Annotated in this window: 15 protein-coding genes; 14 read left to right on the forward strand and 1 reads right to left on the reverse strand. The window is 28.7% G+C overall.

Annotation, left to right across the window (positions count from 1 at the left end):
- Positions 1 to 353: 353 nt before the first annotated feature.
- From EBB51_RS01615 to EBB51_RS01675, 13 genes are all read left to right on the forward strand, one after another.
- The gene (locus tag EBB51_RS01615) at positions 354 to 1,439 is read left to right on the forward strand and encodes a GerAB/ArcD/ProY family transporter (RefSeq protein ID WP_123052840.1); all 1,086 of its coding nucleotides are present in this window, start codon (positions 354 to 356) and stop codon (positions 1,437 to 1,439) included.
- 27 nt (positions 1,440 to 1,466) lie between these two features.
- On the forward strand, positions 1,467 to 1,685 hold the full coding sequence (locus tag EBB51_RS01620; protein ID WP_123052841.1) for a hypothetical protein: 219 nt from the start codon (positions 1,467 to 1,469) through the stop codon (positions 1,683 to 1,685).
- A 15-nt stretch (positions 1,686 to 1,700) separates the two neighbouring features.
- Entirely contained in the window at positions 1,701 to 3,308 is a 1,608-nt protein-coding gene (locus EBB51_RS01625; RefSeq protein WP_123052842.1) for a spore germination protein, read from the forward strand.
- A gap of 21 nt (positions 3,309 to 3,329) precedes the next feature.
- Positions 3,330 to 4,496, forward strand: coding sequence for a Ger(x)C family spore germination protein (locus EBB51_RS01630; RefSeq protein WP_123052843.1), 1,167 nt, complete (start codon positions 3,330 to 3,332; stop codon positions 4,494 to 4,496).
- A 12-nt stretch (positions 4,497 to 4,508) separates the two neighbouring features.
- On the forward strand, positions 4,509 to 4,724 hold the full coding sequence (locus tag EBB51_RS01635) for a hypothetical protein (RefSeq protein WP_123052844.1): 216 nt from the start codon (positions 4,509 to 4,511) through the stop codon (positions 4,722 to 4,724).
- A gap of 35 nt (positions 4,725 to 4,759) precedes the next feature.
- Positions 4,760 to 5,860 carry an endospore germination permease gene (locus EBB51_RS01640; RefSeq protein WP_123052845.1) on the forward strand — a complete coding sequence of 367 codons (1,101 nt, stop codon included), beginning with the start codon at positions 4,760 to 4,762 and terminating at the stop codon, positions 5,858 to 5,860.
- Between the two features lie 141 nt (positions 5,861 to 6,001).
- On the forward strand, positions 6,002 to 6,595 hold the full coding sequence (locus EBB51_RS01645; RefSeq protein ID WP_243103932.1) for a type II toxin-antitoxin system PemK/MazF family toxin: 594 nt from the start codon (positions 6,002 to 6,004) through the stop codon (positions 6,593 to 6,595).
- A gap of 359 nt (positions 6,596 to 6,954) precedes the next feature.
- Complete coding sequence (locus tag EBB51_RS01650) at positions 6,955 to 7,314, forward strand: hypothetical protein (RefSeq protein WP_123052846.1); 360 nt, start codon at positions 6,955 to 6,957, stop codon at positions 7,312 to 7,314.
- Between the two features lie 188 nt (positions 7,315 to 7,502).
- The gene (locus EBB51_RS01655) at positions 7,503 to 8,834 is read left to right on the forward strand and encodes a transglutaminase-like domain-containing protein (protein WP_123052847.1); all 1,332 of its coding nucleotides are present in this window, start codon (positions 7,503 to 7,505) and stop codon (positions 8,832 to 8,834) included.
- 76 nt (positions 8,835 to 8,910) lie between these two features.
- A complete protein-coding gene (locus tag EBB51_RS01660) occupies positions 8,911 to 10,587 on the forward strand; it encodes a WG repeat-containing protein (RefSeq protein WP_123052848.1) in 1,677 nt (558 codons plus the stop codon).
- Positions 10,588 to 10,844: 257 nt separating this feature from the next.
- Positions 10,845 to 11,720, forward strand: a complete 876-nt coding sequence (locus tag EBB51_RS01665; protein ID WP_123052849.1) for an SLAP domain-containing protein — start codon at positions 10,845 to 10,847, stop codon at positions 11,718 to 11,720.
- A 326-nt stretch (positions 11,721 to 12,046) separates the two neighbouring features.
- Positions 12,047 to 12,598 carry a manganese efflux pump gene (locus EBB51_RS01670; protein WP_123052850.1) on the forward strand — a complete coding sequence of 184 codons (552 nt, stop codon included), beginning with the start codon at positions 12,047 to 12,049 and terminating at the stop codon, positions 12,596 to 12,598.
- Positions 12,598 to 13,056 carry a Fur family transcriptional regulator gene (locus EBB51_RS01675; protein WP_243103891.1) on the forward strand — a complete coding sequence of 153 codons (459 nt, stop codon included), beginning with the start codon at positions 12,598 to 12,600 and terminating at the stop codon, positions 13,054 to 13,056. Before EBB51_RS01670 ends, EBB51_RS01675 begins: the two co-directional genes overlap by 1 nt.
- A 7-nt stretch (positions 13,057 to 13,063) precedes the next feature.
- Here the strand turns inward: EBB51_RS01675 and EBB51_RS01680 are convergent, their stop codons facing one another.
- Positions 13,064 to 13,405 (reverse strand): hypothetical protein, encoded by a 342-nt coding sequence (locus tag EBB51_RS01680; RefSeq protein WP_123052851.1) that lies wholly within the window; start codon positions 13,403 to 13,405, stop codon positions 13,064 to 13,066.
- Positions 13,406 to 13,530: 125 nt separating this feature from the next.
- On the opposite strand from EBB51_RS01680, the gene EBB51_RS01685 reads away from it, so the two are divergent.
- Positions 13,531 to 14,592, forward strand: a complete 1,062-nt coding sequence (locus EBB51_RS01685) for an HD-GYP domain-containing protein (protein ID WP_123052852.1) — start codon at positions 13,531 to 13,533, stop codon at positions 14,590 to 14,592.
- The last annotated feature ends 4 nt before the right edge of the window (positions 14,593 to 14,596 follow it).

Genomic DNA, 14,596 nt, shown 5'->3' on the forward strand with positions numbered 1-14,596 from the left:
ATACTTGCAAACTGAAGGCACATTTAAAAAGTTTTTTACAGTTCTTAGCGAAGTCTTTTGGAAAAGTTTTAGTAGATTATATATGTTTGAGCTTTGCGAGTTTATATAATCTGCTTAAATTTTCAAAAGACGAGCTTAGAAATGTTAAAACTTTTTTAAAGTGCTGAAGTTTGTGAGTATACCTTGGAGTATGAGTTAAGTTTGTCCTTATGCTGCATATATCTAACAACAATGCTTGATACGCAATATATGCATATTACGAATTGCAGTATAGCAATATGCAGTCTTTACATATTAAAAGGCTATTTGGTAATACTATAAGTAAATTATTAACCGTTAAGAGGAAACCTATAATGATACGATTGAGCAATCATCAACTTTTTACATTAATGCTAACATTTGAAATAGGAAGTACAACACTTTTTGCACTTGGAATAGATGCAAAGCAAGATGCATGGATTGTAATATTGATTGCATTATTAATTGGAACAGGGTTCATTTGGGTTTATACAGAATTGCAAAATTCATTTCCAGATAAAAATTTTGTTGAAATAATTATTGCCATATTGGGAAAGCTATTTGGAATTCCACTTGTATGTCTTTATATACTTTCTTGTTTATGGGTAACATCAAGAAATCTTCGTGAATTTGGAGAACTTATAAAAATAACAATACTTCCTAAAACACCATTGTGGATTATCTTATTTTTATTTTTACTTGTAAGTATATATACATTAATTAAAGGAACTGAAACATTGGCTAGAGCAAGTGAAATAATTCTCCCAATTCTCATCTTTTCTATAGTTTTGGCTTATATTTTTTTAGCTTTATCAAAAAAGTTAGATTTTAAAAGACTAATGCCAATTGCACCTAATGGAATTATGCCAATAATTAAAGCAGTACCAAGTGTAGCTATGTTTCCATTTGGAGAAATGTATATATTTCTCATGTATTGGCGCTATGCAGCTAAAAAAGAAGACGTTAGAAAAGTTTCGATGAAAGTGATTTTATTATCAGGTATATTACTTACCTTGTCTTCTATTGTAAATATAGGTGTGCTAGGTGCTAAGTATACTGCTATTACAACTATACCATTTGTAGAAACAATAAAACTTATAAATATAGAAAATATAATAACAAATATAGATAGCATAGCAATAATCATAATATTTTTCGGCGGATTTTTTAAAATGTCTGTTTATTTAAATGCTACTATTTTGGCTTTAAAGAGCTTGTTTAAAACTGAAAAGTACAAACTTATACTTTTCATATTTAGCGCTATTTTATTTTGGTTTTCGATAGTATTTGAAAAAAATTATATGTATCATAAATGGATGTTCCCGTTTGATTCACTTTATTTTCAAATTATTTATTCTAATGTATTTCCTTTACTTTTACTAATAGTGTATTTGATTAAAAAGAAAAGAGCTGAATTATAAAATTTTTAGTTTTTGGAAGTGATTTTTATGAAAATCATTCAACTTTTACAAAAGCAATTTGAAGGAAGAGGAATCTTTCCAACCTTCTTTAGTATAGTTTCGTGGGTGTATTTAGTTATCATACTATCATATATAATGTGTCAGTTTTTACTATACGTTTTTAGAGTCAAATGTAATGATAAAAATTTTTTTGATAACCTTAAAGAAAGTCCTGGTAAAGATAATAAGAATAAAATTAAAAGTTAAGTAAGAGGAAAAAAGATGTTTAAGTATATATATAAGAAATTAAATTTTATAAGACTTAAAAATTTAGGGATTTTAGATGAAAATATAGAAGATAACACTGAACAAGTTAAACTTTCATGTGATCTTAACGAAAACATAAAGATTTTAAAGAATATATTAGGCGGCAGTGATGATATAGTTTATCGCGCATTTTCATTTGGTGAAAATAATAAAATGAATGCTGCTATAATATTCTTGTCAGATATGGTCAAGGGTTCCTCAGTAAATAATATCATGATGCAATTATTTAATTATAATAAACTCAATAATATGGAAATTAAAGTTGAACTCAATGACATGGATATCATAAAAAGTAACATTATTTCTGTAGGCGAAGTTAATAAAACACAATATATAAATGAAGTTGTAGATGGCTGTTTATCAGGAGATGCTGTATTGCTTATTGATGGATTAGATGAAAGTCTTATTATCTATTCAAGAGACTATAAAGGACGCAGGGTTGAAGAATCAAAAACAGAAGCTGTTGTTAGAGGTCCTAGGGAAGGATTTTCAGAAAATATATCTATAAATATATCATTATTGCGTCATAAAATAAGAAATCCAAATTTAACCTTCAAGTCTATTCGAATTGGAAGGCAGACTAGAACTAGTATATATATTGTATATTTAAAGGGAATTGCTAATCCCAAACTTGTAGGGGAAGTATGCAAAAGACTAAAAAGGATAAATACTGATGCTATTTTAGAATCAGGATACATTGAACAGTTTATAGAAGATACACCATATTCAATTTTTCCAACTGTGGGTAACTCTGAAAAACCAGATACTGCAGCTGCTAAAATATTAGAAGGAAAAGTAGGCATTTTAGTTGATGGAACTCCATTTATTTTAACAGTACCAATGCTATTTATTGAAGGATTTCAAAATGCAGAAGACTATTACTCAAGAACATATTATTCTTCTATCTTGAGAATACTTAGGTTTATTTGTTTTATTATAACAATATTATTACCAGCAACATATGTAATGTTAGCAGCTTTTCATCAGGAACTTATACCTACTACCCTATTATTTACTATAGCTGCAGGTCGTGAAGGAGTTCCATTTCCAGCAATAATGGAAGCTGGTTTAATGGTAATAACATTTGAAATTTTGAGAGAAGCAGGAGTAAGACTTCCACGTCCTATAGGTCAGGCAGTTAGTATTGTTGGAGCACTTGTAATAGGTCAGGCAGCGGTATCTGCAGGACTTGTAGGAGGAATCTTAGTTATAGTTGTTGCACTTACGGGAGTTTCCAGCTTTGTAGTTCCAGTTTTTACAGATACAGCATCAATACTCAGAATAATATTATTAATATTATCTGGAACTTTAGGTATATTTGGAGTAGGACTTGGATTACTTGTTACACTTATCCATGTTGTATCTATAAGGTCATTTGGAACGCCGTATTTATCTCCGCTGGCACCCCTTGAAAAGGATGATCTCAAGGATTCATTTATAAGAACTCATATGTGGAAAATGTCTAAAAGACCTCATAATATTGGAGTTAAAAATATTAAAAGACAAGGAGAAAATTTAAAGCCAGAACCACCTAAAGATGATGATAAGCTTAAAAATGTCTAAGTTAAATTAGGGGTGAATTTAGTGAAAAAGTATGTAAAAATTATAATATTAATCATGATTTCATTAAGTTTAACTTCTTGTTGGGATGCTCGTGAACTAAATAAACTAGCTATTGTGATGGGGATTGGTATTGACAAGATAGATAACTTAAGTAATGTTCAAACAACCATTCAAATTGCTAAGGTGCTCGGAATAAAATCTCCTGCAGAAAATGCAGAAGGAGTTGGTCAAAACAATAAATTTTTAAATTTAAAAGGAGAAGGGATTACTATATTTGATGCTATAAAATCCATAAATAGAGAATTAAATAGAACTCTTTTTTTCCCACATAATCAAGTTATAATATTTGGTAAGAGTGCTGCTGAAGAAGGAATAGATAAATATATTGATTTTTTTATGCGAAATAGAGAAACACGTCTTTCAGAATGGATAATTGTATCTGATGGAACTGCAGCTGAAATACTAAAATCCAATCCCAATATTGAATCAACTACAGGAAGAAATATAGGAGAATTAATTGAAAATCAAAAGAATATATCAGAAGTACCTAATGTGGATTTAAAGGAATTTTCACAAAAATTAATGAGTAAAACAACAGCTCCTGTTGCACCTATAATTAAAGTGGGTAAAGATGAAAAAAGAAATACATTATACCTTACAAGTACAGCAGTATTTAATAAAGAAAAAATGATTGGAGTTTTAAATAAGACAGAAACAAGGGGTTTTTTGTGGGGGACTGGCAATATGAATGGTGAGGTCAGTATAATAAATATGCCAGATGGTAATGGAAAAGTGAGTATTGAAATAAGAAATGTTAAATCTAAAATAATACCAGCAGTTAAAAGTGATGGAGTATATATAACCATGAAAATAGATGAAAGAGGAGACATATCTGAAAATACCTCTTCTGAAGATGAGTCTAATCCAGAGATTATCAAAAAATTTGAAAGAATTCAAGAAGACGTAATAAAAAAAGAAGTAATATCAACACTCGAAAAAGCAAGACAAATTAATGCTGATGTATTTGGATTTGGCGATATTATATATATGTACCATCCAAAAGAATGGAATAAAATGCAGACTAACTGGCAAGAAAATTTTAAAAACATTAAAGTTAATGTAAATGTTAAAGCAAGTATAGAACGAAGCGGGAAAATAATAAAATCAATTAAGTCAAAGGATATATAAAGAGGTTTAAAGATGTTATTAGTTATAATATTTCTTATAATCATGGTACTTATTGAAGCACATAATCTCATTAAAGGAAGGTACTGGCGTGAGTTTAAAGCATTTTGTATAATAATATTTTTCGCATTAATCATATTAACTCTCTATATTTTTAACATTCAAGTCTTAAATCCAGTAGTTATTATGAATTATTTTATAAAGAATGTATTACATTTAAATTATGATTGAATTTAATATTAATATATTATAGGAGAGTATTACCTATGAAAATTGAAAATGGTGTTATATCAAGTTCACAATTAATGTTTCTAATTATTGGATTATTTCAAGGATCTGCACTTACAGCATCTTTTATAGTTGAAGTTGTAAAACAAAATATGTTAATCATTGCAGTAATAAGTGCTATTTTGATGATACCATTATTTTTAATCTTTATATATTTAGGAACAAAATTTTATGGTAAAAATTTAATAGAAATAAATGATATAGTATACGGCAAGTATATCGGAAAAGTTATTTCGCTTTTATATATAAATTTTTTTGGGCTTATAGTATTTTCAAACTTTAGATATACGTCCGACTTTTTTACTACATATATGTTTGAAAAAACAAACATGATAGTATTCATATTTGGCATTGCATTTGTTTCAATGTATGCAGTAAGAAATGGAATAGAGACTATAGCAAGAATTACTCCTATTATTGCAATATCAACTATTTGCGTTATTATATTTATTACAATAGCTACAATAAAAGATGCTAGTTTAAAAAACTTTCTACCATTTTTGCAAATCAACTTAAAGGATGCTGTACAGGGTATAAGCTTTATGTTGAGTATCACATTTGGTGAATTAATTTCATTACTTATGATATTTCCATGTGTAGGCAGCTCCAAAAATAAAATTAAAAAATATAGTTATATCGGATATGTAATAGGTACAATGTTCCTACTTATGGGTATTATAAGAAATACGGCTGTACTTGGAAATATTGCAAGTATACATAGAATTCCAAGTTATCAAATTGCTAGGATTTTAAGAATAGGGGAAATCATAACAAGGGCTGAAGTTTTAATTGCAATGGTTTTATTTTTTGACACGTTTGTAAAGGTATGTATTATGTATTATGCGGCTGTCTTAGGTATAGCACAATTGTTTAAATTAAGATCTTATAAGCCGCTTGTTCTCCCAATTGGAATTGTAGGTATAATACAGGCATTTTTTGCAAGTACTTCTAATGCAGATTATTCATATTTACTTTCCAGCATATACCCCATATATGGCATTATCTTTGTAGTCATAATTCCCATTATTTCCTTAACTATAATACTGATTAGAAAATTATTTTGTAAAAGTTTAGTGTAACCTCCAAAACATGTACCATAGTATGCAATACTGCGGTCTGTAATTGTGAAATCATATGAAGCCCTGAAAACATATTTAAATTAAAGGAATAAATTGTGATATAATGTTAATAAAACATGTGAAAGGAGGAATATTTTGAATATTGGTTCGATCAGGGGTATGGATAATATGGGATTAGAAAAGTACATCAAAGATACGAAGAGAATAGCGGAAAAACTATTAAATGAATATGTTGACCTAAACAACAAGAAAATTGTAAGCAGCGAACAAATTCATGACTTGAGGAAGAGGGCTTATAATATTAAGGAAATTTATGAATATATACATTGGGCAAATAATAAAATATATATTAATGACAGTGTTCCCGAAAGTCTCTGTAGAATACCAAAACGGGGGGAAATCTGGACGTGCCAACTTGGAAAAAATATTGGGTCTGAGGAAAATAAGATTAGACCTGTGATAATTGTTCAAAATGATACTGGAAATGAAAAAAGTCCTACGACAATAATAGTTCCAATATCAAATAGACCTAAGAAGATAGCTACACATATTGAACTTAGAAATAGTGATTATAAGTTAGTTGAAGGTGAAAAAAATAAAGTTACTGGTACAATTTTATGTGAACAAATTAAAGTTGTATCAAAGGCAAGATTGGGAAGACACGTAGCTACTTTAAAAAGTAACTTTGTGGAGAATATTCTAAATTCAAAATTAAAAGTATCACTTGAATTATAATTTTAATTAATTGCAATCATAAAAAAACTTAAGGTTTATGTTGATTAAATAATAAATTAATGGTATTATAAATAAGTAAGTGTTCTTACATACCTAGTGTTGATTAGGAGATTCTATCTCATATTAGTTTGATTTCATACCTGACATAGGTCAGGAGATTATATAACATAGCAAAAGGATTGGTATAACACCAGTCTTTTTAATTTTATAATAAATTATCTTAACATTACTTAATTGTATTCCAGTCAATAATAAGTTTGAAGGTTAGTCATGCAAATTGGGAAATGTCAAGTTTTGACCTCAAATCAGTATTGTAGTAAAATGTTTATAGCAAATTTAAAAAGAGAGGTATTTTAATTATGAAGCGGGCGTTAAAAAAGTTAGTTTTGTTTTTTATTACAGCTGCCATACTTATTTCAGTGGTAGGCTGCTCTACTAAGAGTAGTCAGGTTAAACCAGACAAAGATCCTAAGAAAGTAGTGCAGGATGGTAAAATGACACAAAGACTTAAAAAAGAAAAAGAAGTATCCAATGGTCAAGTCTATGTACGGAATAAAACAGCAGTGGCTGCCATAGTATTAAAAAATGATGTTAGTAAAAAGGATGCTGAAACACTTGCTAATAAGTATGCTGATGATCTAAAGAAATCTTATAAAGACTTAAATGTAAATGTACAAGCTGTTCAAAATAATAAAAACATTGTAAATATAAGCAAGTAAGGAAAAATACCAGTTCGATTGAACTGGTATTTTTCTTTATGCTAATATTGGGTTTGTCTCAAATAAAGAATAAGTTTAGGGCAGTCCTAATTTACTTTGGTTAGCTTTTACAATTAAGTATTATTTTTATTGTTACTTATTATTTAATATGCTATATTAAGAATATATATAGAAGGTTGGTGAGTCTTATGAAACATGTTAAATCAGCAGCAAAGTATGTTGAAAATAAGAATTTAAGTGTATTTAAGTTTTTAGTTATTTCAATGTTTTTTTCTTTATTTTTACTAACGCCTAAAATGGTTTTGGCAGATAGTTTGTCTTATAAGGTGTTTCCAACACAGCAAAACATATCTGTAGACAAGCCATGGAAAATAATGTTTTCAGATAATATAGATTCAGCTTCAGCAAACAATGACAGCGTCAAAGTTGAGGATGAAAGTGGAAATCCTGTTGATATTGATATAAGTTCAGGTCAAAATTACATTATTGTAAAGCCTAAGACTAGTTATCAAGCGGGAAAAAATTATATATTATATGTTAACAATATAAAATCGCTAAAGGGAAATACTTTAAAAAGTCCTGGAATGATGAAATTTTCAACCTTAAGTCAAGCTTATGATCTTGTAGATACTCATAATTATAAGATCACAGATACTTTTACAGTTACATCAGAGGAGCCTACTAATGTAGACTTGACATTTAATTTGGGAACTCAAAGCAATTCACCTTATCAAAAGGATTTGAGTTTAGAGGTTTCAGGAGGAAATGCAAAATTGACTTCTGATGATTCTTCACATAAAAAGATGACTGCATCAGCTTATGTTGAACCAGGTACTAGTGTAAAGTATCAAGCAACAAGGACAATCCAAAATAGTGGAATAAGGTATACAAAGGATTTATCAAAAACTTCTAATGATTATAGTAAATTTGGTGACTATAGTAAATATACTTCTCCAGAACAAAACATAGAAAGTAATTCACCGGAAATAAAAGACAAGGCAGCACAGCTTTTTAATAGAATAGATAATCCTTACTATAAGGCAAAAAAAGCATACGAATTTGTAAATACTTATATGACTTATGATCAAAACAATGGAAATAAGGGAGCTTTAAATGCTCTTTTAACTGGGAAAGGTGTTTGTGAGGATTATGCAGAGCTATTTACAGCTCTTTTAAGAGCATCGGGGGTTCCTGCAAGAGTTGTAACTGGGTATTGGGTTGATTCAGGAGAATTTAGCAGCAGAAGTACTTTAAATCCATCATATGATGCACATGCTTGGGCAGAGTATTATCTTCCAGAGTATGGATGGATTGTAGTTGAGCCAACCAATGCGTACTTTTATAATGATGAAAGGATTGTAGACTACAGTTACTTTTCAAACTTAAGCAATTCAAGCCATTTTATAGAAGGTTATACTTCTCAAGGGGACGATAAGGATTCAACTTTGTATTATTCGTATACTGAAGGAAGTGGAGTAAAAATAGACAGAGAAACAACTATACAAATATTGGATAAATAAAGTCATATAAGTGCTTGAAGTTTCATAAACATATTAATAGCTATTTTAAAAGGATAGAATTGGGAGGTTTTTAAAAATGAAGCTAAAAAGGTATTTTAAAGTTATTTTAATTTTTTCTATCTTTTGTTCTACCCTACTTTTTTATAGTAATTCACATATTGCATTTGCAAATGATGATATTAAATGTTTAGATGTTAATTCAAGTGACTCATTTAATAGTATGTCTAGTTTTCAATATGGATTACTAAAAATAGAGAAGAATGGACTTTATGGATTAGCTGATAGTACTGGAAAGGTTATAATAAAGCCTCAATTTATATCTATAGATAACTTTAATAATGGAATTGCAAGAGTAAAAAAGGGTTCAAAATATGGTTTTATAGATAAAACAGGTAAAGTCATAGTAGAACCTGAGTTTGATAATATGTATGACTTTAAAGAAGGAATTGCACAAGTTAGTATTAATTCAAAATGGGGATTTATAGATGACAGCGGTAAGATTATAGTATCTCCTCAATTTGATAATGTATATGATTTTGAGGACGGCACGGCTAAAATAATGAAAGATGGTAAGTACGGTTTTGTAGATAAAAAAGGTAATGTAATTATAACACCTAAGTTTGATGATGCATGTGATTTCAATAATGGTATAGCACCTGTTAAAAAAGATGGAAATTGGGGAGTTACTGATAAATCCGGAAATTTTAAAGTTCTGCAATTTGATAGAATGAAGTCATTTCAAGACAAAATTGCACCTGTGGAGAAAGATGGAAGATGGGGTCTTGCAGATGATACGGGAAAAGTTATATTAGAGCCTCAATTTGACAATGTATATTTTTTAAATAAAAATCTACTAGTAGTTTCAAGAAATAATAAATATGGTGTTGTAGATAGGACAGGTAAGACAATTTTAGATATAGATTATACTAGTATAACTTCTACAAATAGCGGTTCATTTATAGTTGTTAAAGATGGATTAAGTGGTATTATAGATAGTACAGGCAAAATTGTAGTATCACCTAAATTTGATCATATATCGGATTACTATGAAGGAAAAGCAATTGTAACATATAGTGGAAGAGATTATTTCATAAATGAAACAGGAAAAATCAATTATAAATCTAAAGTTAAAACCATATATTCTTTCCAAGATGGACTTGCCAGAGTATTTGATGGATCAAAGTATGGATTTATAAATAGAAAAGGTCAAACTGTAATTGAACCAAGGTTTGATTATGCATCTGACTTTAACGAAGGTACGACTGTAGTGAAGATAAATGACAAATGGGGAATCATAGATAGACTTGGAAATACTGTTGTTGAGTGTAAATATGATTATGCATCTAATTTTGAAGATGGAGCTGCTGTAGTTAAAAAAGATGATATTTATACTATACTAACTAATACAAATATGAGTTCATCATGGAATAATGAAAAAGTTGATTCCAATAAAGGGTGGAAAATAACATTCAATAGACCAGTAAATCTCGGCAAAAGTACTGACAGCGATGATGATGATAATTACGGTGATGATATAGTAGATAATGTGAGTGTTAAAAATAGTATGGGAATTGAGATGAATGTATCTTTAAGCTGTCCAGATTCCAGGACTATAATCATAAAACCGCCTTATTCTGGATACATTCAAGGAAAGGATTATACTATCACTATATTAGATGGTATAAAGTCTAAAGATGGAAAAACCTTAAATCCAAAAGTTATAAAAAAGAATTTTACTATAAGTGACAACTAAAGCCTTGGAAAATAAGTGCAAAAAGGCTATATACAAATGACTAGTGCAGTTCTCCTGTACTGTGAAAATACAGCAGCTGCATTAGCATTTTATTGAATAAATTTCACCCAAATCATTTGATTTTACAAGTCTATTATGATATATTAAATTAGAAAATGAAAATTATCGTATTTAACTATAATTTTATGGGATTTTATAGTTGATTTGAAATTGATGCTTAAGCGTTTGTAGTAATTATAGAAGCTTGGAGGTATATAATGGTAAAGAAAGTACAAAAAACAAAGACAAGCAGTGCTAAGAGAGATGCAAAGGCAGAGGTTCCAACAGTTCTCTCACTTGTGGAACATGATCAAGTTGTAATGTCTGATGTTCAAAAAGAAATATTAACAGATGAGATAGAAAAACTTCCTCCTATAAAAGAAGGAGAGTTAAATGTATCCGGCATCTATGCTTATGACTTAGGAGATAAATTAGAGGTTAAGGCTTATATAAGAAATGGATATTCCAGAAGTATTGCTTTAAAATACATACCATTTATGTTATTAAATTCTAAGGATGAAAAACTAGCTTATCAGATGTTTAATCTAGAAGAGTTAGGAGAAATTCCATCTGGTGCAGCAAGACCAGTAAAACTTTACTTTGAAAAAAAGAATGTTTATGTAGACAAGATTTCTTTAGATGATTGGAAAATAGCTTTTGATGCAAGATTAAAAGTTCTTAAAAAGGTTAAAGTATCTTATCAAGATTTGCCAATAATAGATTTAAACAGCAGAATGGTATTTGAAAGCTTTTTGGATGAGCTTCCTGACTTAAATGAAGGGGAATTTAGCATTTCTAAATTTAGCATTGGAATCGAGAAAAATGGTAATATAATAGTTACAGTTATAATGAGAAATGCAACAGCTAAACCAATTAAGTTGGAAGAGATGCCTGTTAGTGTAAAAGATCAAAATGGGAATGTAGTAAAATCCAATTTATTTCAACTTAATGATTTTGTAGTTAATCCACTTAAAGCAAAAGTATGTAATTTTGCATTTCCTACTAAAATTAGATTACAAGAAAATATAGCATTAGATGATTGGGATATTTCTTTTAAATTAGAAGAATTAGCGAAAACTCCAGAAAATGCATAAATATTAAATAAAAGACACTTTAAGGAATCTTGAGGTGTCTTTTTGTTATTTTAAGATGTAATAAAATGTTATAAAGTACTTGTATTTTTGTTGGTTAATGTAGTAAGCTTTAATTATAAATGTAGAATATGTTGAATTCTGAAAGTAAGTCCAGGGTAGGTAAATGGAGATATGGATGAGTGAAAAAATTAGGCTTAGTTTGTAAATTTTTAATTGCAGTATTTATGACTGAGTTTATATAAAAAATTTTTTTATAAAATTAATTATATAAACATAAATAATATATAGAGAAAGTAATTGTACAGTTTAAGGAGGATATAATCAAAGTGAATTTTTATTCATTACTTTTAATTGCATTAGCCCTTTCCTTGGATGCTTTTGGAGTAGCTTTAGCTATAGGCTTAAATAACAGCGTAACTGTAAAAGATAAACTTCTTTTTATTTTTTCTTTTGGCTTTTTTCAGTTTTTGTTCTCATTTTTAGGGTCTTATATAGGTGTATTATTTAACAAATACATAACCTCTGTACCAGAGATCGTAGGAGGAACCTTAATAGTTATAGTTGGACTCATGATGCTAAAAGAAGGATTTGAAAAGAAAAGTGAATGTATTTTAATAAAACCAGAGATGTTTGTTATACTTGGAGTATCAGTAAGCATAGATGCAGCAGTTATAGGCTTTACGATATTTAATAATATAGCAAGTAATTTTATTGTATTAAAATATACATTATTTATAGGAATTGTTACATTAGTTATGTCTAGTATTGCATTTTTAATTGCAAAATTTTTAAAACGTATTGAAATATTGAGTGAGTATGCAGATTATGTAGGAGGGGCGATACTTATTCTATTTGGTATCAAGATGATATTCTTGTAATGGAAACTTGGGGTGAGATTGTTTTGGAAACAAGTAAGTATTTGAAGAAAAAAGGATTAAAGGTTACTAAAGCCAGAGTAAATATACTTAATATATTACTTGAGAGTGAAAAAGCAATTAGTGCTGAATATATATTTGAAGAATGTAAAAGTAAAAATGAAAATATAGATTTGTCAACGGTTTATAGAACTCTTGAATTATTTGAAAACAAGAATATAATAATACGATTTAATTTGGATAAACAAAGATATGTTTATGCAATTAAGAAAGAGCATCATAAACACATATTAAAGTGCATAATGTGTCATAAGAGGGTAGAAATAGACTGCCCTATGCAGCAAGTTAAACAGATTATTAAGAATAATACTGGTTTTGATTTATTTGATGAAGGATTAAAAACGAATATTGAAGGAATTTGCGAGGAGTGTCAAAAGAAAGTAAAAAGTAAGAATAGATAAAAGTTACCTATTCTGAAGAATTATTTGAATTTGATTGGCTGGGATAAATTCTTTTTATTTTCCAGATTCCTTTATTATTCTTTTCTAAAAATACGTTATAAATTAATCTTTTATGAGGAGATTTATATGCTGAACCATCCACTTTTACTACAGCTATCTCTCCATTGGAAAATGATAATTTTGTACTGTTAATGCTTGCCAGCCTATAATTATTAAAAAAACCTGTAGTAACATGTTTTTGAACTGCATAGTTAATATTTTTACACTTAATATTATGATATGTATGCTTTGCAAACATGCATGATGAAGTTACTAATATAATTAATAAAATAATAGACCACTTTTTCATATTAGCCTCCTACAATGTAGATATTATATAATAATATAATAACCAAAAATTGTAAATAAGTAAACACCTTCAATTTTGGAAAGGGTTACAAATTCATAAAAACACACTAATTAAGAGGTGAAAAAATGAGACTTGAATCTATAAATAGGATAAAAGTAGGAGATGTACTTGCTAAAAATATTTTAACTAATAATGGACAAGTTCTTTTAAGAACAGGTGTTAAGTTAAATCAATTATATATAGATAAACTAAAAAAATTAGGAGTATTTTATATCTATGTATATGATGATAGATTAGATGATATAATTGCAGAAGACAGCAGACTCATGAGTTTAAAGCAAAGTTCAATAAAAAGTATGAATAGAATAATGAAAAATATTCACGATTGTAATGGCAGAGATCTTAAAAAATCATTAGCTACTGTAGAGAGTTTAATAGATTATATATTAGAAGACGCTGATGTAAACAGCAGTTTATATGATATACAGACATATGATAATTATACATATGTACATTCTTTGGATACCTGCATAATGGCTACTTTTTTGGGGATATCATGCAATTATACTGGATGGGATTTAAAAAAACTTGGAATTGGTGCTGTACTTCATGATGTAGGTAAAACAGAGGTTCCTATAAATGTTCTTAATAAAAGTGATAAATTAACTGATGAAGAATTTAATGAAATAAAGAAACACCCAATATATGGTGTTGATATATTAAAGAAATTTATTTCAATACCTGATTCGGTAATCAAAGTTGTTGGTCAGCATCATGAAAGAGTAGATGGAAAGGGCTATCCGTATGGCCTAACTGATCTTCAAATAACCAACTTTGCTAAAATTGTATGTATATGTGATGTATATGATGCTGTGAGCAATGATAGATGCTATAGGAAAAAGTTTAGTCCTAATGATGCATATGAATTAATACTTGCTGGAAGCGGTGTGAGTTTTGATGATAAGATAGTTCAAAATTTTAAGAATACTTTTTCAGTGTATCCACTTGGCTGCTGCGTAAGACTGTCAAATGGGAAAGAAGGTTACGTTGTAAGACAGAACAAAGGATTTCCAGATAGACCAGTTGTGAGAGTATTATATGATGCAGAGACGATGATACCAATACCCATTTATGAAATAGATTTAATAGAGAATACTAATATTGTTATAAGTGAGGTAGTTATTTGACATT

Origin of the sequence: Clostridium sp. JN-1 (assembly GCF_003718715.1) — a bacterium.
In the GTDB taxonomy this organism is placed as follows: Bacteria; Bacillota; Clostridia; order Clostridiales; family Clostridiaceae; genus Clostridium_AV.

Excerpts from the sequence above, each read along its gene's own strand:
- EBB51_RS01615 (WP_123052840.1), top strand. The coding sequence starts at position 354 with ATGATACGATTGAGCAATCATCAACTTTTTACATTAATGCTAACATTT.
- EBB51_RS01620 (WP_123052841.1), top strand. The coding sequence starts at position 1,467 with ATGAAAATCATTCAACTTTTACAAAAGCAATTTGAAGGAAGAGGAATC.
- EBB51_RS01625 (WP_123052842.1), top strand. The coding sequence starts at position 1,701 with ATGTTTAAGTATATATATAAGAAATTAAATTTTATAAGACTTAAAAAT.
- EBB51_RS01635 (WP_123052844.1), top strand. The coding sequence starts at position 4,509 with ATGTTATTAGTTATAATATTTCTTATAATCATGGTACTTATTGAAGCA.
- EBB51_RS01640 (WP_123052845.1), top strand. The coding sequence starts at position 4,760 with ATGAAAATTGAAAATGGTGTTATATCAAGTTCACAATTAATGTTTCTA.
- EBB51_RS01650 (WP_123052846.1), top strand. The coding sequence starts at position 6,955 with ATGAAGCGGGCGTTAAAAAAGTTAGTTTTGTTTTTTATTACAGCTGCC.
- EBB51_RS01655 (WP_123052847.1), top strand. The coding sequence starts at position 7,503 with ATGAAACATGTTAAATCAGCAGCAAAGTATGTTGAAAATAAGAATTTA.
- EBB51_RS01660 (WP_123052848.1), top strand. The coding sequence starts at position 8,911 with ATGAAGCTAAAAAGGTATTTTAAAGTTATTTTAATTTTTTCTATCTTT.
- EBB51_RS01665 (WP_123052849.1), top strand. The coding sequence starts at position 10,845 with ATGGTAAAGAAAGTACAAAAAACAAAGACAAGCAGTGCTAAGAGAGAT.
- EBB51_RS01675 (WP_243103891.1), top strand. The coding sequence starts at position 12,598 with ATGGAAACTTGGGGTGAGATTGTTTTGGAAACAAGTAAGTATTTGAAG.
- EBB51_RS01680 (WP_123052851.1), bottom strand. The coding sequence starts at position 13,405 with ATGAAAAAGTGGTCTATTATTTTATTAATTATATTAGTAACTTCATCA.
- EBB51_RS01685 (WP_123052852.1), top strand. The coding sequence starts at position 13,531 with ATGAGACTTGAATCTATAAATAGGATAAAAGTAGGAGATGTACTTGCT.